Origin of the sequence: Companilactobacillus jidongensis (assembly GCF_003946575.1) — a bacterium.
In the GTDB taxonomy this organism is placed as follows: domain Bacteria; phylum Bacillota; class Bacilli; order Lactobacillales; family Lactobacillaceae; genus Companilactobacillus; species Companilactobacillus jidongensis.
Map to the genome: position 1 here is coordinate 88,352 of NZ_RHOP01000008.1, position 22,481 is coordinate 110,832.

Here is a 22,481-nt window from a genome sequence, read left to right on the forward strand (position 1 = left end):
GAGGAACTCGATTTTCGGAACTCGTTTCGGATATCAAACATCTAGCATCTAAGAGTATAATTATATTAATAAACGAAAATTAGGGGGATAAAAATGACAGATCGTATTGAACTATCAGCATGTACTTCAATTTTGGTTGGTAAGAAGGCTTCAATGGATGGCGCAACTTACATTTCCAGAAACGAAGATCGTGTTGTTGCTATTCATCCAAAACGTTTCTTCGTTCAACCAGCTGTTTCGGGCCGCAAAGAAACATACGTCTCAGCCTATAACAAATTAACTGTTCCACTGCCAGCAAGTGGTTACCGCTATACTTCAACACCTAATGCTGATCAGAGTGAAGGACCTAACGAAGAGGACGGCTTCAACGAATTAAATGTTGGGGAAAGTGCTACCGAGAGTGTTTACGCCAATGAGCGTGTCTTAGCATATGATCCATATATTGAAGATGGCTTGGCTGAAGATTCTTTAACAACTCTGGTATTGCCATTTATTAAATCAGCTCGTGATGGTGTACGTTATTTAGGTGAATTGGTCAAAAAATACGGTTCGGCTGAAGGTAACGGAATTCAATTCAACGATCATAATGAAGTTTGGTATATGGAAATTGTCACAGGGCACCAATGGGTAGCTGTTCGTATTCCAGATGACTGTTATGCTGTTGCTGCTAACCAAATTGCGATTGAAGATATTGATTTCAATGACTCCAAAAATTATATGTGGGCAGATGGAATCCAGGAATTTGTTGAAGCAAATGGATTGAATCCAGATGAAGGCCGTTGGGACTTCAGACATATTTTTGGTACAGATACTGAAAAAGACCACCATTACAACACACCACGTGTTTGGTTTGCGCAAAGATATTTGAATCCAAGTATTGAACAAGACCCTGAGTCACCAGAGCTACCATTTATTCGCAAAGCTGAACGTAAAATCTCAGTTGAAGACATTCAATATATTTTGAAGTCACATTATAATGAAACAAAATATGATCCATTAGGTAGCGGTAGTGAACATGATAAGAAGACTTACCGTGCCATCTCCTTATCACGTACTGCTAATTCACATATTCTACAAATGCGTGATTCAGATAATAATGGTGCTGCTGGCGTTCAATGGTTAGGTTTTGGTATTCCAACATTTTGTCCACATGTGCCATTCTTTACTAATGCTAATGATACTGATGAATCATATCGGGAATTAACAGAAAAGATGAATCTAAAGAGTGCCTACTGGATGTATGAGGCCTTGGCCATGATTGTTGAATCACATTATGCTGACTTCATTCAAGCTGACATTGATTATCAAAAAGAATTATCGGCATGGGCTCGTAGAAAGATTGAAACAGTCGACAAAAAAGCTGTTACAATGTCTGATTCAGAACTAACAGACTATCTAACAACACAAAATCATGAAATAGCGACACATTATAATGACGCTACAAAGACATTACTAGCCGAGTTAGTTACACAAGGCGCCGAATTGTCTAAGTTGACATTTAAGATGGATCCAAATTTATAGAGAGCACAGAAATTTGGCTTTCGTAGCTCGTTTAAGCTGAATCAAAAAGCCACCTGATCTATTGATCGGGTGGCTTTTATTATGCCTCAAAAGCAATTTTTAAATTGTCATAAGTGTAAGTGTCACCTTCAACGGTGACACGATTACGCCCATTATTTTTTGATTGATAAAGGTACTTATCAACTCGTTCAAAAATCTCTTTAGTAGTTTTATCAGTCTTCTTTAAGGAAGTAATTCCAAAGCATAACGTAACGTTTAGTTTTGCGCCATTGATGAATAGAGGGATGTCTTTTAAAGTTTTGCGAATATCATACACGACTTCGGCGGCTTGTTGAGCAGTGGCACCGTTGAAGATAATGATAAACTCCTCACCACCATACCGGAATAGTTGACCTGCGCCCTTTTCATTACAAGTAGTCATTAATTCTCTTTCAGCCAAATGAGCTACGTGACGAAGTACTTCATCACCAATTTCGTGTCCATAAGTATCGTTGAATTTTTTGAAGTGGTCAATATCAAACATCGCTACAGCTAGCGTCGCATCTGTATTGGATTGTTCTTCAAATATTTCTTTAGAAGTAGTATTCAATGATGAACGATTTCTTACACCAGTAAGTGCATCGTAGTTCGCCTTGATCTCTAGATCTTTGAAGTCAGCGAACGACAGACGAAGTCTCTTCTCGGTTATTCGAATTATTACCATGAATATTTCGAAGAAAACCATTGAAATAATGATTTTGTAAGGATTAAATTGGTAATCTATCCAAAGAATTGACCACCAGCATAAAGCATAAATTGTCTGTGCAACCGTATATTTGTAGTTGGATATCAGCATTTCATCTTTATGACTGTAAGCATAATCAACAGTTATCAGAAGTACGACGAAAATTGCAAAAAAATACGTCAGATATGGTCCGCTAAAACGAGGTACGTTGAAGGCGGGATTGTATAAAAAAGGAAAGGCTAAGGTCAATAATTCGACTAAACGATTATTTAGTATCAGTATTCCGAAGAAAGACACTGCAATTTGTGCATTGGCATATAACCAAGCGTCAGTCATGAAGTGACCGCCATTGATCGTAGTGAAAACTTGCCGCAGTACCAAAATACTGATAACTAAAAGGGCACTTTCGATTATATGTTCACCTAAACGAATGAAAAATGGCGAAGCCTTACTAACTTTTTTCTCTAGTGTATATGCAACCAAAGTAATTACCGTTATTAAACCGACCGTTATTAGAATAACCACAAGGTCGGTTGAGGTTAAATAATTTTTAACGAAATTTGCCATACTTTTACTTACTTTCTCAGTTATTAATATATTTATTTTAGCATTAATAAGTGACATTGTGAGTGTTGAAAACATATGATATGACATTTATTTTTTTGTTAGATATTTGATAAATAAAAAAGCAAAGCAAAGTTCATAAAAGTCAAGCATACCAACGCTTATAAGACAATACTTTTTTTAAAATATAGGGAATTCACTAATTTATTGTGAATTGGTGCACTAATTATATTTATTTGAAAATATTTGTGATAGCATGTTTTTTGTAAACGTTTCAAAAAAATAAGTGTAGGTGATGTTATGGAGGAAAAAACAAGCAATTTTTCCGGAAAAGACTTTAAGGTAATAGTTGCCCTAATGGCTGGTTACTCCATGGTTTATATGGACAAGAACATGGTATCCACGGCAATTATTCCTATTGCAAAACAATTTGATTTTTCGACTTCTCAGACAGGTTTGATCATGAGTGCCTTTTTCTTAGCATATTCATGTTTACAAATACCTGGAGGTTGGTTGGCTGATAAAATTGGCGCAAAAAAAGTTTTGCTGATTTCTTTAGCAATTATTTCATTCTTCTCGTATATGTTTGGTTTTGTCAGCAGCTTAATGTTATTCGTGATGATTCGATTCGGTGCGGGATTAGGACATGGCGGCTATCCGTCATCTTGTTCTAAGGCAGTTGCGGAAAATTTTGACAAGAAAAAGCGTGTCATGGTTCAATCTGGTATTTTAACGACATCAGGAATTGGTGGAATCCTAGCCTTTACACTGGGAGCCAATATTATCTCGATGAATTGGCGCTACGGTTACTTTATGTTGGGAACACTATTCTTGGTAGCTTTCTTCTGTATTTTGTTCTTATTACCTAAGGATACCAAGTTAATAAAGCAGGATACTAAGAAGATATCATTTGCTGAAGTTATTAAGAATGTTAATGTTTTGAAATTGTTTGTAATTATGTTGCTATTGAATATTACATATTACGGATCAATGTCTTGGCTACCAAGTTATTTGACCAGAACCTATTCTCTATCTTTAGGAGCCGCTGGAGCAATTCTAGCCGTTAATTCAGTTTCACAAGTTATTGGTAGCTTTTTGACGGGAGTAATCTTGTCAAAATGGTTTGTCGGTAAACAAAAGGTATTCATTATTATTTGTTCCATTGTTTCGGCCGCTTCAATCTATACTTTGGTTCATGTAAATAGTGTAACTATTTCATTGGTTTTGGTTGCCTTGATTGGAATGTTTACCATCTCAGCGTTTACGGCAACTTTTACATGGCCACAATATATTTTTCCAAAGGAAATTATTGGTTCTTCAGTAGGAGTTATCAACACTGGTGGAACTTTAGGTGGATTCCTAGCTCCAATGATAATTGGTGCTCTGGTTGAAGCCGCTAGCGGTAGTTTTTCGATTGGATTCATTTTTCTAGCAGTATCCATTTTGATAGGTGGATTTGGAACCTTATTAGTTAAGGATTAAAAAGGAGAGATATCTATGACAGAATATACATTAGAAGACCAAGTGGTAAAGGATAAACTTTATAAATTAATCGATGAAAAACACGATAAGATGATCGAAATCAGACACTATTTACACCAACATCCAGAAGTGTCTTTTGAAGAAAAAGAAACAGGTAAGTACATTGCTGATTTTTACAAAGATATGGACGTTAAAGTGGAGGACAACTTTGGCGATGGCTATGGTGTAGTTGTTACGATCGATACAGGCAATCCTGGCAAAACAATTGCTCTACGTGCTGACTTTGATGCTTTACCAGTTCAAGAAGAGACTGGTTTGCCTTATGCTTCAGTTAATCCAGGTGCAATGCATGCTTGTGGACATGATGGACACACGGCTTACATGTTGATTTTAGCTGAATCATTATATGAGATGCGTTCAGATCTAACTGGAAAAATCAAGATTGTTCACCAACCAGCAGAGGAGACTCCTCCTGGTGGTGCGCAAGGTATGATCGAAGCAGGTGTACTTGATGGTGTCGATGCCATTCTTGGTGTTCACATGTGGGCTCCAATTCCTTATGGAACGGTTGAATGTACAACTGGACCAGTAATGGCAGGTCGTTCGAGCTTCAAGATGACGATCCACGGTAAGGGTGGTCACGGTTCAGCTCCACATTTGGCTAATGATGCCAATGTCGCAGCTTCATTCTTTGTTACAGCTGCTCAAACAATTGTTTCACGTCGTGTTAATCCTTTTGACATGGCTACTTTAACAATCGGTAACTTCGATGGTCGCGGTTCATTCAACGTTATTAAGGATTCTGTTTTCCTTGAAGGTGACGTTAGATTCATGAAGGATGAAACTTGTGCAGTAGTTGAGAAGAATTTTAAGAATCTTGTTAAGGGTATGGAGATCATGTTCGATGTTAAGATTGATCTCTTCTATAATAATGATTATCCTGTTTTGAATAACGATAAAGAATTAACTGAAAAAATTCAAAAGAGTTTGGAAAACGGTGGTATCAAAGAAATCAAACACCTAGACTTCGAAGGTCGAGAATCAGCTTCTGAAGACTTTGCTTACTTCACACAGAATATTCCAGGAACATATATGTTTGTTGGAGAGATGCCAGATGATGGGGTCTTCTATCCACACCACAGTCCTAAATTCATTGCCAACGAAAAAGCCTTAGGATTAACTGCTAAAGCTGTTGGTGCTGCAACATTAGATTTATTAAACAATTAAATTAATTGAAGCAGCTCTCGCCATTTGGTGAGGGCTGTTGTTCTGAAATACAATCTAAATTATTTTTGATAATTAAATGATTTGTTTACAGAAGTCGTGTAGTATTCAAATTAGATAATTAATAAGGGGTACACATTATGGGAGACTTACGTTTTAACAGTGTTTTTGACATAATTGGACCAGTCATGGTTGGTCCTAGCAGTTCACATACAGCTGGAGCCGCTAGAATTGGAAAGGTCGTTCATGATATTTTTGGCGAAAAGCCAGAAAAAATTACAGTTGATTTGTATGAGTCATTCGCAAAAACTTATCGTGGACACGGAACCGATGTTGCGATAGTCGCCGGCTTATTAGGGATGACGCCTGATGATCCACGTTTAGCTGACTCTTTAAAGATTGCTTATGAAGATGGCATCAAAGTAGCCTTCGTTCCTAAGAGTGACAAAGTTGATCATCCAAATACAACTAAGATCACAATGATCAAAGGTGATCACAAATTGACTGTTACTGGTATTTCAATTGGTGGCGGAAATATTCAGATTTCTGAAATCAATGGTTTCAAAATTTCACTAAGTATGGGAACACCTACGTATATCACGGTTCATCAAGATGTTGCCGGGATGATCACCAAAGTAACTCAAGCGTTCACCAAGCGAAATATCAATATCGGTACTATGACGGTTACTCGCGAATCAAAGGGTGAGAAGGCCATTATGATTATCGAAGTTGATGATAAACAAGATCAAAAAGAAATTTTAGAAGAATTACGTTCATTGAAATACATGGACAATGTTACTTTCTTTGAATAGGAGAAGCTTATGTTCTATACAGTTAGTGATTTAATCAAACAGAGTCAGGATTATTCATCAGTTGCGGAATTAATGATCGTAACTGAGATGGAAAATACTAGTCGGACACGTGAACAGATTTTTGCCCTAATGGAACGTAACCTTGAGGCAATGGAAGGGTCTGTTAAAGAAGGTATTGCTGGAGTTAAGTCAGTTACGGGCTTGACTGGCGGGGATGCTAAAAAAATGGATGAATATATTGCAAAAGGTGATTTTTTGAGTGGACAGCCCATTCTTGAAGCTGCTAGAAATGCTGTGGCAGTTAATGAAGTTAATGCAAAGATGGGCTTGATCTGTGCCACACCAACCGCTGGTAGTGCTGGCGTCTTGGCCGGAGTTTTAATGGCAGTTAGAGACAGATTAGATATGTCACATGAGGACCAAGTTAACTTCTTGTTTACAGCTGGTGCCTTTGGATTGGCAATTGCCAATAATTCATCAATTGCTGGTGCTGAAGGTGGTTGTCAGGCTGAAGTGGGTTCTGCTAGTGCGATGGCAGCTGCATCTCTAGTTATTGCTAAAGGTGGTACAACGGAGCAAGCTGGATATGCGATTGCCATGACATTACAGAATCTGATGGGATTGATTTGTGATCCTGTTGCTGGACTAGTAGAAATTCCGTGTGTCAAACGTAATGCTTTGGGATCTTCACAGGCAATGATTTCAGCCGATATGGCATTGGCTGGAGTTAAGAATGTTATTCCCGTAGATGAGGTTGTTGAGACAATGCACCGTGTTGGTCAACAATTGCCATCAATGTTTAAGGAAACAGCTGAAGGTGGACTTGCTGTATCACCAACAGCTTTGAGATTGAAAAAAGAAATTTTCGGTGACGATAAAAAATAATGAAAGATTTGAAGCTGCCTCGGTAGCTTCTTTTTTTGTGTTTACAGTGATTAATAAGCATAAAATTATTTTAATTATTAGAATAAGATTAATTATTAAGCCTTTTACAACAGTTGTGACAAGAAAGCGTCTATAATAGATATTGGAGAGGTCCCGTGTGGAATCTTTAAAATCAATGAAGGGTAGCGAATGTATGCAGGTATATAAGAATTCATCAGAATTAATAGACCAAATTAGAAAGAGTTATCACCAATTCATTGATCAATATGAAGGTATTACGGATAATGTCGCAGATGAGAGAATCGAACAAGTAGAAAAGACACCGCGTGAGATGCTTTCATATCAAGTTGGTTGGATTCACATGATTTTATCGTGGGAAAAGGCCGAAGAGGGCGGCCAAGACATCACAACACCAACTCCAGGCTATAAATGGGATCAGATTAGACAACTGTACGATGATTTTAATGTCAAATATGGTGCCCAAGGCTTGGACAATGAAAAAGAAGAATTGAAACGAGTAGTTGAGGAATTAATTGATTGGATCAATCAAATGTCTCAAGATGAACTATTCAAACCCGGAGAAAGAAAATGGGCAACAACTAAGGCAATGTGGCCCGTATCAAAATGGATCAGAATTAATGCTATTTCACCTTTTACTAACTATAGCCGTCAGGTTAAGAAGTGGAAAAACTTTAACCTGAGACAGAGAGTATAGTAAAGATTCAAATATCAAATAACTAATTAGGACATTCTGATCTGTACGTGATATACTCTAACCGTAGAGAATATGAATGTTTTAAATGAAACCACACAAATACCCCTGACGGTCACACCCGTCAGGGGTATTTTTTCGTGAGCTAAAATTGCCTAATGTTTCTTGTGGTGTTTACTCTTTAACCATTCAGTAAACCAAATTGAAACTAGTGAAACCACAAGTGGGGCGAGGATATGAATGAACATTAATGAAACCTCCAATCCGTTGCGGAGAGGCAAGGCAACATTATTATTTTATCAATAAGTAGATCAATCTTTTATAGTAGCTTTGATATAACCAAATATAATTATTTTGGTTGTATCAAAGCTTTTTTGTTATCATGTTTTCTAATAGAAAAGAGCTTCATTATTACAAAATTGTTAATAATTAGTTGATAACTATAATTTTATTTATATCTTGTTAAGATTGATATGACAGGATTAACGTCTGAAAAAAGAAACAAAAATTCAAATTATCATTGAATGATTCACAAAATACTATTACAATTAATTTAATTTATTTCTAATAATGTGGAGGACAAACTAATGGATTATTCTTATTTTCAAATTAATGAACAGGCTTTGGAAGTTGTTTTTCCCGAGCAGATCAATGTTGAAGAGAACAAGTTAGTCCAGCAGGTATCCCAGAAGCTAATTGAAGAAGAAACGGCCGGGGTCACAGGCGTTATTCCCGCATATCACACTTTAACAGTTAATTTTGATTACGATTTGACTAGTTTTAAATTATTAGAAGGTCAGATAGATTCGCTGATTGCATCGTCAAGTGGCGAAGATATGTCAGTCAAAAAAATTGTTGAATTACCAGTCTGTTACGATGAGGAATTTGGTCCGGATCTCGAAGATGTCGCAGAATTTGCTTCTGTTAGCGTTGAGAAATTAATCAAATTGCACACCGGGACAGACTATTTTATTTTTATGATGGGTTTTTTACCCGGATTTGCATATATGGGATCAGTTCCCGAACAAATTGCGATGCCAAGATTGAAGGTTCCACGCAAGTCGATTGCTCCTGGTAGTGTTGGCATCGCCGGAGCTCAAACAGGTATGTATCCAGTCGAATCTCCGGGTGGATGGCGTTTGATCGGTCGAACGCCTATTCAATTGTATGATCGAAATAATCCCGTTTTGAAATATAGATCTGGTGATTATGTTCGTTTCAAAGCTATCTCTAAGGCAGAGTATTACGAGATTCAAAAACGAGATCGGGCAGGAGACTATACGCTGAAGACCATAACGGAAGGTGGCAATACCAATGACTAATATCGTTAAAGTTATCAAACCAGGTCTTTCGACTACGATTCAAGATTTGGGACGAGCACGTCATCAAATCGAAGGTTTTCCAGAATCCGGAGCGATGGATAAATTTGAATATCAACTCGCCAACTTATTAGTCAATAATCATAAAAACGATGCGTCGTTGGAATTTGTTATGACGGGACCAACGTTGAAATTTGAATGTGATTCTTTCATTGCTTTAACTGGTGGTCAGATGCACGCCAAATTAAATGGGCAAAGAATTTTAAAAAATCGAGCTATTCAAGTTGATGCAGGATCAGTTTTGGAATGTGGACCAATGGAAACTGGTAATTATGGTTATATCGCCTTTTCTAACGGCGGAGTGGTCACTCAACCGATATTGGATAGTCGTTCAACTACACTACGTACGCAAATGGGTGGTATTCAAGGACGAGCATTAATAGCCGGTGACAATTTGCCAATTCGTGACAGTGTTATCATGCAAAGCTTACAGTCACGAAAAATTAATTGGGACGTTGAAACTTCTAATTTCATTCGATTTGTTAAGGGACCGCATTGGCAGATGTTTTCGGATGAGGCACAAAAACAATTTACTCAACAGAGTTATCACGTGTCTGAGCAAATGGATCGTATGGGCTATCGTTTGAATGGGAATCCTTTGCCAGTCCCAAGTAAGAGTTTGTTATCTGAAGGAACGGTTTTCGGAAATATCCAGATTACCCGTGACGGCAGTCCAATCATTTTGTTAGCAGATCGACAGACAACTGGTGGTTATCCAGTTATTGGGACGGTCATCAAGGCTGATTGGAGTAAGTTGGTCCAAATGAAGATCAATAAGGATTTTCATTTTATTGAGGTTGATATGGAGACGGCGATGAATGCATTGGTGGCACATCAAAAAATATTAAATGATAATTATGAAAAATGGTATCAGGGTCGATATGTGGAACCAATTGGTCCACTAAGAAGAAACTCAATTAAGATTGAACGATTGATCAAAAATAATTTGTAAAAGGAGAATATTGAGATGGATTTAAGTAGAGTTGAAAAGTTGGTTAAGATGATGCAGGAAGCAAACTTGAGTCATTTAGAAGTTGAAGATGATCAAGGACATGTGGTTTTGGACAAAAACCTCACAGTTGCTTCAGAGAAAGTCGTCGAACAGCAATCTTCCACAAAGCAGTCCAGTGAAACTCCAAATAATTCAATCAATGCTCCTTTTGTTGGAACATTCTACGCCTCAGAACAACCGGATAAAGCGCCTTTAGTAAAAGCCGGGGATAAAGTAAAGGCCGGTCAACTGATCGGCATCATTGAAGCTATGAAAATGATGAATGAAGTTAAATCAGAAGTAGACGGTACGATCGACAAAATACTAGTCTCAAATGGTGACACAGTCGAATATGATCAGCCGTTATTTACGCTGAAAGATTGAGGGTGTGACAGTTGAAAAAAATATTGATTGCGAACCGTGGTGAGATTGCTGTTCGTATTATTCGAGCATGCAAAGTACTGAACATCTGGAGCGTAGCTGTCTATTCAACTGCGGATGCTTCAGCAATGCATGTGGCTATGGCAGATGAAGCAGTTTGTATTGGTGGTCCCAATCCGGAAGATAGTTACTTGAATCAACGGAGTATCATTGCGGCAGCACAAATAACACATGCGGATGCAATTCATCCCGGTTATGGTTTTTTGTCAGAGAACGCTAATTTTGCAAAATTATGTGAGGAACAAGGGATCAAGTTCATTGGTCCAAGTTCCAAAGTTATTTCGATCATGGGAGAAAAAGCAGCAGCACGTAAGACGATGATCAAAGCAGGTGTACCAGTAATTCCTGGTAGTAAATCAGATTTTACGACTTATACAGCAGCCCAGGAGGCAGCCGAACAAATTGGTTATCCAGTTATGCTAAAAGCCAGCTCTGGTGGTGGAGGCAAAGGGATGCGTGTCATTGAATCTGATTCAGACTTTCAAAATCAATTTGATCTTGCACAGGCAGAGTCCAAAAATGACTTTGGTGATAATCATATGTATCTTGAAAAATATTTACCACATCCTCGACACATTGAGGTTCAAATTGCGGCTGATCAATTTGGCAATGCTATTGCTATCGGTGAGCGTGATTGCAGCTTGCAGCAACGTCACCAGAAGGTAATAGAAGAGGCACCAGCTAGCACGTTGGACGAAGTTACTCGTCAACAGATGTTTAATGTTTCAGTCAAAGCTGCCAAGGATATTCACTATGAGGGCTTAGGTACTATGGAATTCTTGTATGATGGGCCGGAACAGTTTTACTTCATGGAAATGAACACTCGAGTTCAAGTTGAGCATCCGGTAACGGAATTAACCACTGATGTCGACTTGGTTGATCTGCAGATAAAAATTGCTCAAGGAGAACCGATCCCGTTTGCAGAAATTTCACGACACAACTTTGCTTTAGAATGTCGGATCAATGCTAAGACCGCTGGTAAAGTGACAGCCTTACATTTACCTGATGGACATGGTATAAGAACTGATAGCGCCCTGTATCAAGGCTATTCGGTTCCACCTAACTATGATTCTATGATTGCTAAGATAATTTCATTCGGTCATGATCGAGAAAGTGCGATTAAGCAGATGGCAGGTGCATTGGATGAAACAGTCATTGGTGGAATCAACACCAATTTGGACTTCTTAACACAAGTTCTTCAGGAGCCCGATTATTTGATTAATCACACAGATATCGGATGGTTAGATAAGTTAACACAATAAATTAAGAAGGTAATGATAAATGGCAAAGATAGATTTAAACAGCGATTTGGGTGAATCTTTTGGAAGGTACAGTTTGGGAAGAGATTCAGAAATCATTCCATTAGTTAGCTCAGTCAATATAGCCTGTGGCTATCATGCAGGTGATCCAGACGTTATGGCAACGACTGTTAAGTTGGCTGAAGCCGCTGGCGTTGGAATTGGCGCACATCCAGGATTTCCAGATCTTCAGGGATTTGGTCGCCGCAAGTTGGATATGAAACCTGATCAAGTTCAACATATGGTGACTTATCAAGTCGGTGCATTGCAAGCATTCACTAATAATAAAAAATTGCATCATGTTAAACCACATGGTGCGTTGTATAACGCTGCTGTTATCGATCATGAGCTTGCTGTAGCTATTTGTCAGGGGATATATGAAGTGGATCCAAAGTTACCTATCTATGGATTGGCTAATAGTGAGTTGATTAAGGCAGCCCAGGAAATTGGTTTACCGTATGCACAAGAAGCCTTTGGAGATCGTAACTATAATGCTGATGGAACACTAGTAAGCAGAAGTTTACCAAATGCGGTCATTAAGGATCCTAAAGAGGTTGCCAAGCGTGTATCTTCAATGGTCAATGATCAAGAAATCATTGCTTTGGATGGGACTAAGATACCTCTAAAACCAGATTCCATCTGTGTTCATGGTGACAATCAGGCGGCATTAGACATTGTTAAGGAATTACACGTTGGTTTGAATAACGCGGGGATTGAAATTAAGACGTTTTAAAATTTAAATAATAAGTGTGGGGAAAGAGCTTATGAAAAATAAAGAAGAAATTGTAGATGATAAATTAACTACCACTCGTTCCCCAAGAAGTATTGCCATGGGGGCAGCCTTCTTGATGGCTATGGCAGCCGTTGGACCTGGATTCTTAACTCAAACAGCGACCTTTACTGGACAAATGGGAGCTGATTTTGGATTTGCAATTTTACTGTGTATAATTGTCGATTTTATCGTTCAAATGAACGTTTGGAGAATTATTGTCGTTAGTGGGAAACGAGCTCAAGTCATCGCTAATGAAATTTTTCCAGGTTTGGGCTATGTTCTCTCATTTCTAGTTGCCGCCGGTGGTCTACTGTTCAATATTGGTAATATAGGTGGTGCAGGACTAGGTCTGAATGTTCTATTCGGTATTTCTGCTGAAAATGGAGCAGTGATAGCGGCATGTATTGCCATTGCAATTTTTGTTGCTAAGAATGCAATGACTGTTATGGATCGAACCGTACAATTGTTGGCGGTTGTAAAAATTGCTATTTTAATTTATATAATTTTTGTTATGGCAGTGCCTTATCAAACTGCCGTGACACACACGTTCGCACCGTCACATATTGACTTCTATTCAATCGTTACTATTGTTGGTGGAACCGTTGGTGGATATATTTCGTTTTCTGGTGGTCATAGATTGATTGAAGGCGGTCTGAAAGGTGAAAAAGAACTGAAATATGTTAATGAAGGTGCTATTACCGGTATTACCGTAGCTTCCTTTATTCGTGTATTATTATTTTTAGCTGGATTAGCTGTTGTAACTACGGGATACAAACTTGATCCAACCAACCCTGCTGCTTCCATTTTTAAGTATGCTGCTGGGAACTTTGGTTATAAATTCTTTGGTATTTTATTATTCGCTGCCGGAATGACTTCGACTTTAGGATCAACATTTACTTCAATCTCATTCTTGAATTACACTCGTAGTGAAAGAGCTGCTAATAAAATGGCCAAGTACAATCGGGTTTTCGTTATGGCATTTATTATTATTTCAGCAACAATTTTTTACTTTGTTGGTAATCCAGCCAAAGTACTAGTCGTTGTTGGAGCTATTAATGGTTTTATCTTACCGATATCTTTGGCTATTTTATTGTTAGCCGCTTATAAACAAAAAATCATCGGAGATTATCATCACCCAATGATTTTGACAGTAACTGGTTGGATCGTAGTAGCATTTATGACCTTTGCTAGTGTTGAAACTTTGATTAAGTTATTCTAAATATACTTTTGTGACTTCGCCACTGTTAATAACGTGGCGGAGTTTTTTATTATCGAGCAAAACTAATGATCCGTCAGTTGCAATATCAATGGCTTGTCCGATGATTTTTTGCTTGCCATTGGTAATCCTGACAGTTCTGTTTAATGTGTCACAGAGATCACAATATTCAGGTAAAAAATCACCAGTCTGATAAGTTTTGAATTGTTCAAAAAAACAATTTAAAATATCAGCAATTATTTTGTTTCTATCTATTGTAGGGTCATCAGAGATTGACCCTACAATTTTTTTTAATTCATTGGGAAATTCGATCGTATTTAAATTTATGCCGATACCGATAATCAAATTATTTTTGTTGTCATCAGGGATGTTTTCCGCTAGGATACCACCGATTTTTTTACCATTGAGGAGGATATCGTTGATCCACTTGAGTTTTAAATCAGCTTTATGAAAACTTTTTTTCAAAGCTTTAACAATGGCCAGTCCTGTCATGGTGGTTAGTAGACCAGGAATGACTTTATCGGTATGAATTATGATACTCAGATAAATCCCCGTATTTTGAGGCGAATAGAACTCCCGTTGAAAACGTCCATAGCCGTTAGTTTGAGTTTCCGCAATCACAGCTGTAATCCCATTATGATGTTCGACTATATATTCTTTAGAAAAAGTATTGGTGGAATCAATTTTATTGAATTTTAAAATCTTGATTGGAGTATTCAATCGTGCTTGAATTTCTGATTTATTTAAAGGTTTATTTGTCATATTAATTCCTCTTAATATTAGTTTATCATTATTAATTTTGTGAATTGAGGGCAGCATGACACAACAGACCCAAATATCCAATTGGTATAACTGGTATAATAACCCTATATGTTATTAATTTAAGATAAGCTGGAGAAATTATGAGTGGGTATATTGGAGTCGACTTAGGTGGTAAATCAATAAAGTACGCCAGAGTCGATGAATTTGGGAATTTATCAAATCGGAGTGAATTGTCTGCGACAGGTGAAAAAGAAGAGGTATTGGTAAACCTTCAAAATGCATTATTTGACTTAGATCAGAAGGCTGGAGAATTTGAAGGTGTTGCCGTTAGTGTTTCAGGGATAGTTCAGGATAATGGGTTATTGACTACCGCTGGCATTGTTAAGCCATTGTATGATGTTAATCTGAAGGATATTTTGGAAGAGAAGACTGAGTTGCCAGTTTATATTGAGAACAACGCTAATGCTGTAGCAATTGCCGAGAAGTGGCTGGGAGTAGCAAAGGATTATCATGATTATGTTGGTTTGTTGTTAGATGTTGGTGCTGGTGGAGCAATTATTATTAATGATAAAATATATCATGGCTCGCATTCTCGAGCTGGTGAGTTTGGCTGGATGCTAACAGATGAAGATGATATTGATACTGAAATGGGGTCTTTGAATTATCGTGGCGCACCGGTCCTCGGATTGTTGCGTCGTTATAATCAGTATACTGATTATGGTGCTACTAGTCCGGAAATGGTCATTAATCGTGCTAATGGTGGTGAACCATTGGCTGGGGATGTTCTTAAGAGCTATTGTCATAGTTTAGCTAAGGAAATAATCAATCTCAATATGGCGTTTGATCCTGAGGCAGTGGTACTCAGCGGCAGTATTACCAAAAACGAAAAGTTTATGGAGAAATTAAATCAGGAAGTAGTTAGGATTCAGAAATCACGCAATAGTATCGCATCGATGAGTGTTCCTAACTTGGTTGCTGCAAAGTTGGCCAGTGGTGACGCCAAAATGATTGGCGCAGTTTATCAATTGATTCAAGAAATAAAATCGTAATTATTAGAGTTCAGTCTACAATGGCTGAACTCTTTTTTTCTACGCGAATTGATTCCTAATGTTTTGGGCAACAGTTGTTTGGTATCAGTTCTTAAATTAAAGATTATGATATTATCCTCTGCTACACTCAATAATTGAACCGTGTCTTGCAATTTAATATCGATAGTTTCCAGAATACTGAATATATAGCTGTCTTCAGCAAAACTTTTGACTATGTATTTTTGATCTAATACTAGGTTATCAACTAAGGTTAGCTGATTATCAGTAATCATTTGTGAGTTATTAGGAATGATATTTCCGTGTGGACAAAATTTTGGATAATTCAATCGGTCATTTAAACGATCAATAAATTGTGTATTGATTTTATTGGTGAGAATGTCAGATTCCTTATGTGCTTCCTCTAATGAGAAATCAAGATCGTTAACTAGCCAAACTTCAATTAGTCGTTGCTGTTGAATGTAAGGATTGATTAGTAAGATGCCTTTTTCGGTTAATCTAGATCCGTAGTATTTTGTATATGATAATAGACCAGTATTCTCAGCTATACTTTTAGTTCGCTCGGTGACCGAGGCATTACTAAGATGTGCTTTTTTTGCAATATCTCCATTACTGACGTTGTGTAAGGAACCACCCAATTCATATATTAATTTCAAAAAATTCAAATCACTCATTATTAATCACCAGAATATATTTTTAATAACCTAAGCATATTTTTATTTATAGATTATGTCAACTTTAAAATTAGGCTAAGCTAACTTAAATATTTAAGAAAATAAATTATTTTGTATAAAATGAGCTTTTTTATTATTATGATATCAATGAATATCCTGATGGTAAAAGTTTTCATAACTTTTTTCAGGAACTGATATTAAAAATGAAATGACTATTATATTAAGCAAGTTACCGCTTTCTAAAATTCGTTTTTAATTAAAAAATGTGATTCTTTTATTAGCCACTCCTAAAAAAATCTTTACAGATAGTTAATTTGGGATAGAATAAGGGTCGTAGAAAGGAGTGGTAAGAGTGTCAGAAACTAAAAATAGTTTTAAAAGAGTTTTAGTAGGTGTAGATGATTCTGATGATGCTCAACTTGCATTTCGTTATGCAATGAGACGTTGTATCAAGGATGGTTCTACATTGATCATTACTTCAATTTTGGAGAATGATGAAATGAACGTCTATCAAGCTTTAACTAAAGATTATGTCCATGGTGAAAGAGAAGAGCTCGATCAACACATATTAGAGTATCGTGATGTAGCATTGCATGCTGGTGTGAAGAAGGTCGAGGCTATCGTAGCCGAAGGGGATCCGGGTGAAACTATTGTTAAAAAAGTTATTCCCAGTTCAGAAGCTGATTTGTTGGTTATCGGTTCATTATCAAAACGAGGACTACGCAAATACTTTGGCTCACAAGCAGCTTATATGGCAAAGTATTCACCGATATCTATAATGATTGTTCGTTGAAAATTAAATATGTTATTTAGGATTAAGGAGATTAATTTATGGCAAAGGAAAATGAGACTCCACGCAAGCATAAACTTATCCAATATGCGAATGGTCCTTCACTAGAAGAGATCAATGGTACGGTTTCGGTACCAAAGGATAAGGGATTTATTAAGACATTATTAGCTTATTCAGGACCAGGTGCGCTAGTTGCGGTTGGTTATATGGATCCAGGTAATTGGTCAACATCAATTACTGGTGGTCAAAATTTTCAATATTTACTAATGTCAGTTATTCTAATTTCTAGTTTAATTGCCATGTTATTACAATATATGGCTGCTAAACTAGGAATTGTAAGCAGTATGGACTTGGCGCAAGCCATTAGAGCCAGAACGAGTAAGGCATTAGGAATTGTTTTATGGATTTTAACAGAGTTTGCGATCATGGCGACAGATATAGCCGAAGTTATCGGTGCTGCCATCGCATTGTACTTGTTGTTTCACATTCCATTAGTAATTGCAGTATTCATTACTGTCTTGGATGTTTTAGTATTGCTATTATTAACGAAAATTGGTTTTAGAAAAATCGAAGCAATCGTTGTTTGCTTGATTTTAGTTATTTTATTCGTATTTGTTTATCAAGTCGCATTGTCTGACCCTGATTGGGGTGGAGTTATTAAGGGCTTGATACCAACCGCTAGAACATTCTCTTCTAGCGAAAAGGTTGCCGGTATGACACCATTGAGTGGTGCTTTAGGTATCATTGGTGCAACTGTTATGCCTCATAATTTGTACCTCCATTCAGCTATTTCTCAAACACGTAAGGTTGATCACAATGATGAGGAATCAGTTGCTCAAAATGTTAGATTCTCAGCTTGGGATTCAAATATTCAATTAACAGCTGCATTCTTTGTTAATGCATTGCTATTGATCATGGGTGTTGCGGTATTTAAGACTGGTTCAGTTAAAGATCCTTCATTCTTTGGATTGTATGAAGCATTATCAGATACTTCGACAATGAGCAATAATATTTTGATTGGCGTTGCTAAATCAGGTATTCTTTCAACATTGTTTGCTGTTGCCTTACTGGCATCTGGTCAAAACTCAACTATCACTGGTACATTAACTGGTCAAGTTATAATGGAAGGTTTCGTCCACATGAAGATGCCTCTGTGGTTAAGAAGATTAGTAACACGTTTGATCTCAGTTATTCCTGTTTTGATTTGTGTTATGTTGACTAGCGGTAAGAGCGCAATTGATGAACACACTGCTTTGAATAATTTAATGAATAATTCACAGGTTTTCTTAGCTTTCGCCTTACCATTTTCAATGTTGCCATTATTGATGATGACAGATAGTGAAGATGAGATGGGACATAGATTTAAGAACAGTGGGTGGATCAAGGCGTTAGGTTGGTTCTCAGTTGTAGGTTTGACAATATTGAACCTGATCAGTTTGCCAGACCAAGTGTTGGCATTCTTTGGAAATAATCCATCGTCATCTGATACGACTGTGTCTAAAATCATTGCTTATATTTTAATATTTGCTGTCTTGGCATTGTTAGTTTGGACGGTAACTGATTTACAACATGGTAATAAGAGACTTAAAGAACAAGTGGCTAAATCAAAACTTGCTGATGAAGAATAGAACACGTTTGAAATAAATCAAAAAGGTTCAGATTGCAAATTCGCAATCTGAGCCTTTTTATTGTTATTTTTTAATTTTTTCTGCTTTTGGAGTGACTTGATAATTGTCTTTTACAAACCACAAAGCAGCGGCGACTAATAAAATGCTTGATATGACCAAGAAAATTCTACCAAGATGAAATCCTGGATTTACTGTCATTTCCAAAATAGTCAGTATCATTGATACCAATAGCAAAATAGATGTTCTTTTTAAGATCATTAGACGTCGTCCCCCTTAAAATTTTTTAGTAAAAGAATTATAACAGAAAACGTTTTAAGGAGGGAAGAAAAATATTTTTATTTAGGGAATATCAAAAAGATTCCAAAAAAGAAAACTGCTGTTCCGACTGATAATAGTAGATAATACATTGATTCTTTCTTAGCTTTGAATGATATTGTAGCGACTGCGATACCGATTATAAATACTAAAATAGCGAAAAATATTTGCATATTATCATCTCCTGGATTTTGGTAGTCTTTCATTTTAATTATATCTAAGTTAAAATGTATAAGGCTTTTTGTAACAAAATATTTTTAAAAATTTAAGAAGCCAAAATTAAAATAGCAAATTTCCATAATTATCTTTTTCATTTCACGAAATATCCTTATACTTATATTAATGAGGATATTTCTTTTTTAGGGGAAACGTAAATGGCTGTATTAAAACGAGTTTTTTCAGATAAGGTTTTGTGGATTGCTGGGGCAGCAGCAATCCTCACTTCCATCTTTATAAGTCCACCGCAGTTAATGGATATTAATTGGAAGACATTAGCTTCCATATTATCAATGATGATCATAATTCAAATTTATGATTATTTAGATTTTTTAAAGTATTATGCGGCGTATTTAACACATAAGGCAAAAACTACCCGGCAAATGATGCTCATACTAGCAAGTATATCGTTTTTCGGAGCGATGTTCCTAACTAATGATGTTACTATTTTGACGTTGGTACCTTTATATTACCAACTTTCTAAACATTTAAAAGTAAATCCAGTATTTCCTGTCATAGTAATTGCTATGGCAGCTAATTTAGGTAGTATCTTTACTCCTTTCGGTAATACACATAATTTGTTCCTATTGACACATTATAACTTAGGAATAGCTCAATTTTTTACAATGTCTGCACCGATTACAATTGTTAACTTTCTAGCAATTTTCTTAGTAACAAGATTTTTTGCCAAAGACAAAGTGGAATTGAGTAAACTACCAACAGTCGAATTAAATATTCCTAGTCTGACTTTGACAGCTTTTGTTACAGTTATTATTTTCTTGGGAATTTTCAAAGTTATTCCTATGTGGGGTTCATTGATTGCTGCTTTGTTACTAGTGATTTTTATTAATCCTCATATTCTGGAATCGGTCGATTATTCAATTGTACTTATTTTTATGTGCTTTTTTATTGCAGTTGGTAATCTTAATCGTGATCCGGCAATCGTTAATCATTTGCATAACTTTATTCAGACAAAGGGAAGCACATATTTAACCTCAATTATTACTAGTCAATTTATCAGTAATGTCCCATCGACTATTTTGATTTCTAAATTTACTACTTATGTTCATGCGGTATTTTTGGGTACCAATATCGGTGGACTAGGTTCAGTAGTGGCCTCACTGGCTAATTTATTGGCCTTTAAACAATATAGATTCTTCTTCAAAGAACATCCTGGTAAGTATCTAATGTGGTTCAGTATTATTAATTTCTCAATGTTGTTGATAATTGGAACAATCGGATATTTCTTAATTGATTTTGGACTTTAGACAGAGCTTCACACATTGTGTGAGGTTCTTTTTTTGTTTCGGTACCTTTGATATACTCAAAAGAAATATCATAGAGGGATGGGGATGTATGGACAAAGTAGAAAAATTGCCTAAGAGCATTAAGACTATTTGGCGAATTCACGCAGTAATTGAATTTATTATCTTCTTGATAGTTGTTCAAGCTGTTAGTTTGATCAAGTTAGTTATACCGAATGATACTAGTAATTATTTCAATATAGGAGAAGGAATTGTTATTGCAATTGGGTCAATGTGTTTGATTGCCAGCTTTTTTTATGTCGTGTATTTATGGAATTTCTGGACATATTATATTGATGATCGACAAGTTCAATTGCATAGTGGATATTTTTTCAGGAAGCAAATAATTATTCCAATTGCTAGAGTACAAAATGTCACTCTTAAGCAAGGCCCAATCTTGCGATGGAAAAACTTGCAGAAGATCGTTATTGTGACTGCAGCAGGTAAGAGTGAAATTGACGGGATTGATTCGGAACAAGCTGATCAGTTGAAGGAAACAATCATGAAGCTGGCTCAGGAGGCGAAGAATGATATCTGATCCGAAAAGGCTACATCCAGTGGCAATGTTGTTTTTCTTGTACAAGGATATTAAGAATTGGATCGTTCCGGCGATTGTGTATGTGTTTGCTTTTTATAATCAGTCTAAGATCTGGTCACTTTTGGGTCTATTGACAATAATAATATTGATTGTCACGGGAGACGTTATTAAATATTTTACATTCAGTTATCAATTTTTTGATAATGAAATATTAATTAAAAACGGTGTGTTTGTAAAAAAAGTTAATCATATCCCGTATGATCGAATTCAGAATGTAACGGCAAATCAATGGTTCTTTTTGAAGCCATTCAAGCTAGAAGAACTAGAAATAGAGACGGCTGGGCATTCTGAAGGTCCAGAAGTGAGCTTGGTTGCAGTTCCTGTGGAACTTAAGGACGAACTAAATCGTTATCAACAAAAATTTAATTCAGAAGAAGTTACAAAAAATGTTTCACAGGAAACTTTTTTTGATAAAACCTCATTGGAACAAGCGTCTATCAGCAAGGTAACAGAATCATATTCGATAACTTGGCATGAATTACTAAAATTCTCTCTGACTTCACCAGCATTTTTATCAGGATTGTTAGTGGTTCTAGCGTTCTATGGGAAGATCCAGCATTCGATCAGTAAGCAATTATACGAAGAAGCTGCTAATGAATTTGTACATTTAGGATGGTTGTTAGTAGTCGGTGGACTGCTGATAGTATTGCTGCTCTTTTATTTGGTTTCGGTATTTGTTCTGATTGCCAAGTATTATCACTTTCATCTGGATAAGACTGATAATCAATTTGAAATGCAATATGGATTTTTTAAGACAAAAAAAACTAGTTTGTCTAAGAACAGGATTCAGGCAGTTGTAGTCAAACAAACTTTATTGAGAAGAATGCTACATATTGCATCAGTCAAGTTGGTAATTATTTCTAATTCCAAAAAAGAAGAAACAGAAAAAGATATTATTGTTATGCCAGTAATTGAAACGGTTAAGCTGAATGATTTTTTGAGAAAGTTTTTTCCACACATTCCAGTGGATGAATTGAGAGTGGAACCTGCGGCGGCAAAGACTTATTATTATGATTTGCGTAATGCACTTGTTTTTAGCTTGATTACAGACCCAAATTGTCAAATCAAGTGCAACAGTATCGACCTATTCTTATAAATTGGTATAGTTAATCATCTAAATCAATGAA

The 22,481-nt window shown here is 36.5% G+C and carries 23 protein-coding genes; 18 read left to right on the top strand and 5 right to left on the bottom strand.

The features are described from left to right. Positions 1 to 93 precede the first annotated feature (93 nt). Entirely contained in the window at positions 94 to 1,521 is a 1,428-nt protein-coding gene (locus EKM68_RS06830; RefSeq protein WP_125589139.1) for a C69 family dipeptidase, read from the top strand. A gap of 79 nt (positions 1,522 to 1,600) precedes the next feature. On the opposite strand, the gene EKM68_RS06835 is transcribed toward EKM68_RS06830, so the two are convergent. After that, a complete protein-coding gene (locus tag EKM68_RS06835; RefSeq protein WP_164509375.1) occupies positions 1,601 to 2,812 on the bottom strand; it encodes a GGDEF domain-containing protein in 1,212 nt (403 codons plus the stop codon). Between the two features lie 297 nt (positions 2,813 to 3,109). On the opposite strand from EKM68_RS06835, the gene EKM68_RS06840 reads away from it, so the two are divergent. The 11 genes from EKM68_RS06840 to EKM68_RS06890 all read left to right on the top strand — a co-directional run bounded on the left by EKM68_RS06840 (position 3,110) and on the right by EKM68_RS06890 (position 14,024). Continuing rightward, the gene (locus tag EKM68_RS06840) at positions 3,110 to 4,291 is read left to right on the top strand and encodes an MFS transporter (RefSeq protein ID WP_125589143.1); all 1,182 of its coding nucleotides are present in this window, start codon (positions 3,110 to 3,112) and stop codon (positions 4,289 to 4,291) included. Positions 4,292 to 4,306: 15 nt separating this feature from the next. Then, positions 4,307 to 5,518, top strand: a complete 1,212-nt coding sequence (locus EKM68_RS06845) for an amidohydrolase (protein WP_125589145.1) — start codon at positions 4,307 to 4,309, stop codon at positions 5,516 to 5,518. A gap of 137 nt (positions 5,519 to 5,655) precedes the next feature. Next, complete coding sequence (sdaAB, locus tag EKM68_RS06850) at positions 5,656 to 6,327, top strand: L-serine ammonia-lyase, iron-sulfur-dependent subunit beta (protein WP_125589147.1); 672 nt, start codon at positions 5,656 to 5,658, stop codon at positions 6,325 to 6,327. A 9-nt stretch (positions 6,328 to 6,336) separates the two neighbouring features. Further along, positions 6,337 to 7,212 carry an L-serine ammonia-lyase, iron-sulfur-dependent, subunit alpha gene (gene sdaAA / locus EKM68_RS06855; RefSeq protein WP_125589149.1) on the top strand — a complete coding sequence of 292 codons (876 nt, stop codon included), beginning with the start codon at positions 6,337 to 6,339 and terminating at the stop codon, positions 7,210 to 7,212. A 157-nt stretch (positions 7,213 to 7,369) separates the two neighbouring features. Further along, entirely contained in the window at positions 7,370 to 7,927 is a 558-nt protein-coding gene (locus tag EKM68_RS06860; protein ID WP_225422975.1) for a ClbS/DfsB family four-helix bundle protein, read from the top strand. A gap of 584 nt (positions 7,928 to 8,511) precedes the next feature. Then, complete coding sequence (gene pxpB, locus EKM68_RS06865) at positions 8,512 to 9,246, top strand: 5-oxoprolinase subunit PxpB (protein ID WP_125589151.1); 735 nt, start codon at positions 8,512 to 8,514, stop codon at positions 9,244 to 9,246. Further along, positions 9,239 to 10,255, top strand: coding sequence for a 5-oxoprolinase subunit C family protein (locus EKM68_RS06870; protein ID WP_125589153.1), 1,017 nt, complete (start codon positions 9,239 to 9,241; stop codon positions 10,253 to 10,255). Before pxpB ends, EKM68_RS06870 begins: the two co-directional genes overlap by 8 nt. Before the next feature lie 15 nt (positions 10,256 to 10,270). Next, positions 10,271 to 10,678 (top strand): acetyl-CoA carboxylase biotin carboxyl carrier protein, encoded by a 408-nt coding sequence (locus EKM68_RS06875; RefSeq protein ID WP_125589155.1) that lies wholly within the window; start codon positions 10,271 to 10,273, stop codon positions 10,676 to 10,678. Between the two features lie 11 nt (positions 10,679 to 10,689). Continuing rightward, positions 10,690 to 11,997 carry an acetyl-CoA carboxylase biotin carboxylase subunit gene (locus EKM68_RS06880; protein WP_125589157.1) on the top strand — a complete coding sequence of 436 codons (1,308 nt, stop codon included), beginning with the start codon at positions 10,690 to 10,692 and terminating at the stop codon, positions 11,995 to 11,997. Positions 11,998 to 12,016: 19 nt separating this feature from the next. After that, positions 12,017 to 12,766: a LamB/YcsF family protein gene (locus EKM68_RS06885; RefSeq protein WP_125589159.1), complete on the top strand. Its 750-nt coding sequence runs from the start codon at positions 12,017 to 12,019 to the stop codon at positions 12,764 to 12,766. Positions 12,767 to 12,797: 31 nt separating this feature from the next. Further along, positions 12,798 to 14,024: an NRAMP family divalent metal transporter gene (locus EKM68_RS06890; RefSeq protein ID WP_125589161.1), complete on the top strand. Its 1,227-nt coding sequence runs from the start codon at positions 12,798 to 12,800 to the stop codon at positions 14,022 to 14,024. Here the strand turns inward: EKM68_RS06890 and EKM68_RS06895 are convergent. Continuing rightward, positions 14,016 to 14,783, bottom strand: coding sequence for a biotin--[acetyl-CoA-carboxylase] ligase (locus EKM68_RS06895; RefSeq protein ID WP_164509376.1), 768 nt, complete (start codon positions 14,781 to 14,783; stop codon positions 14,016 to 14,018). The genes EKM68_RS06890 and EKM68_RS06895 overlap by 9 nt on opposite strands. Before the next feature lie 140 nt (positions 14,784 to 14,923). On the opposite strand from EKM68_RS06895, the gene EKM68_RS06900 reads away from it, so the two are divergent. Then, positions 14,924 to 15,832 (top strand): ROK family protein, encoded by a 909-nt coding sequence (locus EKM68_RS06900; protein WP_125589165.1) that lies wholly within the window; start codon positions 14,924 to 14,926, stop codon positions 15,830 to 15,832. Here EKM68_RS06900 and EKM68_RS06905 read toward each other — a convergent pair. Next, positions 15,814 to 16,503: a metal-dependent transcriptional regulator gene (locus tag EKM68_RS06905; RefSeq protein ID WP_125589167.1), complete on the bottom strand. Its 690-nt coding sequence runs from the start codon at positions 16,501 to 16,503 to the stop codon at positions 15,814 to 15,816. The genes EKM68_RS06900 and EKM68_RS06905 overlap by 19 nt on opposite strands. A gap of 352 nt (positions 16,504 to 16,855) precedes the next feature. Here EKM68_RS06905 and EKM68_RS06910 point away from each other — a divergent pair, with 352 nt between their 5' ends. Together EKM68_RS06910 and EKM68_RS06915 are read left to right on the top strand one after the other, a co-directional pair. Beyond that, positions 16,856 to 17,296, top strand: a complete 441-nt coding sequence (locus EKM68_RS06910; protein WP_125589169.1) for a universal stress protein — start codon at positions 16,856 to 16,858, stop codon at positions 17,294 to 17,296. Between the two features lie 38 nt (positions 17,297 to 17,334). Beyond that, on the top strand, positions 17,335 to 18,921 hold the full coding sequence (locus tag EKM68_RS06915) for an Nramp family divalent metal transporter (protein ID WP_125589172.1): 1,587 nt from the start codon (positions 17,335 to 17,337) through the stop codon (positions 18,919 to 18,921). Between the two features lie 63 nt (positions 18,922 to 18,984). Here EKM68_RS06915 and EKM68_RS06920 read toward each other — a convergent pair whose 3' ends face one another. Next, positions 18,985 to 19,179, bottom strand: coding sequence for a hypothetical protein (locus EKM68_RS06920; RefSeq protein WP_125589174.1), 195 nt, complete (start codon positions 19,177 to 19,179; stop codon positions 18,985 to 18,987). 77 nt (positions 19,180 to 19,256) lie between these two features. Next, positions 19,257 to 19,409, bottom strand: coding sequence for a DUF6095 family protein (locus EKM68_RS13550; RefSeq protein ID WP_164509377.1), 153 nt, complete (start codon positions 19,407 to 19,409; stop codon positions 19,257 to 19,259). A 201-nt stretch (positions 19,410 to 19,610) separates the two neighbouring features. Here EKM68_RS13550 and EKM68_RS06925 point away from each other — a divergent pair, with 201 nt between their 5' ends. From EKM68_RS06925 to EKM68_RS06935, 3 genes are all read left to right on the top strand, one after another. Next, entirely contained in the window at positions 19,611 to 20,720 is a 1,110-nt protein-coding gene (locus EKM68_RS06925; protein ID WP_125589176.1) for an SLC13 family permease, read from the top strand. 88 nt (positions 20,721 to 20,808) lie between these two features. Continuing rightward, the gene (locus EKM68_RS06930; RefSeq protein WP_125589178.1) at positions 20,809 to 21,294 is read left to right on the top strand and encodes a PH domain-containing protein; all 486 of its coding nucleotides are present in this window, start codon (positions 20,809 to 20,811) and stop codon (positions 21,292 to 21,294) included. Further along, positions 21,284 to 22,450: a PH domain-containing protein gene (locus EKM68_RS06935; protein ID WP_125589180.1), complete on the top strand. Its 1,167-nt coding sequence runs from the start codon at positions 21,284 to 21,286 to the stop codon at positions 22,448 to 22,450. Before EKM68_RS06930 ends, EKM68_RS06935 begins: the two co-directional genes overlap by 11 nt. Positions 22,451 to 22,481 lie beyond the last annotated feature (31 nt).

Coding starts and splice junctions, on each gene's coding strand:
- EKM68_RS06830 (WP_125589139.1), top strand. CDS start 94: ATGACAGATCGTATTGAACTATCAGCATGTACTTCAATTTTGGTTGGT.
- EKM68_RS06835 (WP_164509375.1), bottom strand. CDS start 2,812: ATGGCAAATTTCGTTAAAAATTATTTAACCTCAACCGACCTTGTGGTT.
- EKM68_RS06840 (WP_125589143.1), top strand. CDS start 3,110: ATGGAGGAAAAAACAAGCAATTTTTCCGGAAAAGACTTTAAGGTAATA.
- EKM68_RS06845 (WP_125589145.1), top strand. CDS start 4,307: ATGACAGAATATACATTAGAAGACCAAGTGGTAAAGGATAAACTTTAT.
- sdaAB (WP_125589147.1), top strand. CDS start 5,656: ATGGGAGACTTACGTTTTAACAGTGTTTTTGACATAATTGGACCAGTC.
- sdaAA (WP_125589149.1), top strand. CDS start 6,337: ATGTTCTATACAGTTAGTGATTTAATCAAACAGAGTCAGGATTATTCA.
- pxpB (WP_125589151.1), top strand. CDS start 8,512: ATGGATTATTCTTATTTTCAAATTAATGAACAGGCTTTGGAAGTTGTT.
- EKM68_RS06870 (WP_125589153.1), top strand. CDS start 9,239: ATGACTAATATCGTTAAAGTTATCAAACCAGGTCTTTCGACTACGATT.
- EKM68_RS06875 (WP_125589155.1), top strand. CDS start 10,271: ATGGATTTAAGTAGAGTTGAAAAGTTGGTTAAGATGATGCAGGAAGCA.
- EKM68_RS06885 (WP_125589159.1), top strand. CDS start 12,017: ATGGCAAAGATAGATTTAAACAGCGATTTGGGTGAATCTTTTGGAAGG.
- EKM68_RS06890 (WP_125589161.1), top strand. CDS start 12,798: ATGAAAAATAAAGAAGAAATTGTAGATGATAAATTAACTACCACTCGT.
- EKM68_RS06895 (WP_164509376.1), bottom strand. CDS start 14,783: ATGACAAATAAACCTTTAAATAAATCAGAAATTCAAGCACGATTGAAT.
- EKM68_RS06900 (WP_125589165.1), top strand. CDS start 14,924: ATGAGTGGGTATATTGGAGTCGACTTAGGTGGTAAATCAATAAAGTAC.
- EKM68_RS06905 (WP_125589167.1), bottom strand. CDS start 16,503: ATGAGTGATTTGAATTTTTTGAAATTAATATATGAATTGGGTGGTTCC.
- EKM68_RS06915 (WP_125589172.1), top strand. CDS start 17,335: ATGGCAAAGGAAAATGAGACTCCACGCAAGCATAAACTTATCCAATAT.
- EKM68_RS06920 (WP_125589174.1), bottom strand. CDS start 19,179: ATGATCTTAAAAAGAACATCTATTTTGCTATTGGTATCAATGATACTG.
- EKM68_RS13550 (WP_164509377.1), bottom strand. CDS start 19,409: ATGCAAATATTTTTCGCTATTTTAGTATTTATAATCGGTATCGCAGTC.
- EKM68_RS06925 (WP_125589176.1), top strand. CDS start 19,611: ATGGCTGTATTAAAACGAGTTTTTTCAGATAAGGTTTTGTGGATTGCT.
- EKM68_RS06930 (WP_125589178.1), top strand. CDS start 20,809: ATGGACAAAGTAGAAAAATTGCCTAAGAGCATTAAGACTATTTGGCGA.
- EKM68_RS06935 (WP_125589180.1), top strand. CDS start 21,284: ATGATATCTGATCCGAAAAGGCTACATCCAGTGGCAATGTTGTTTTTC.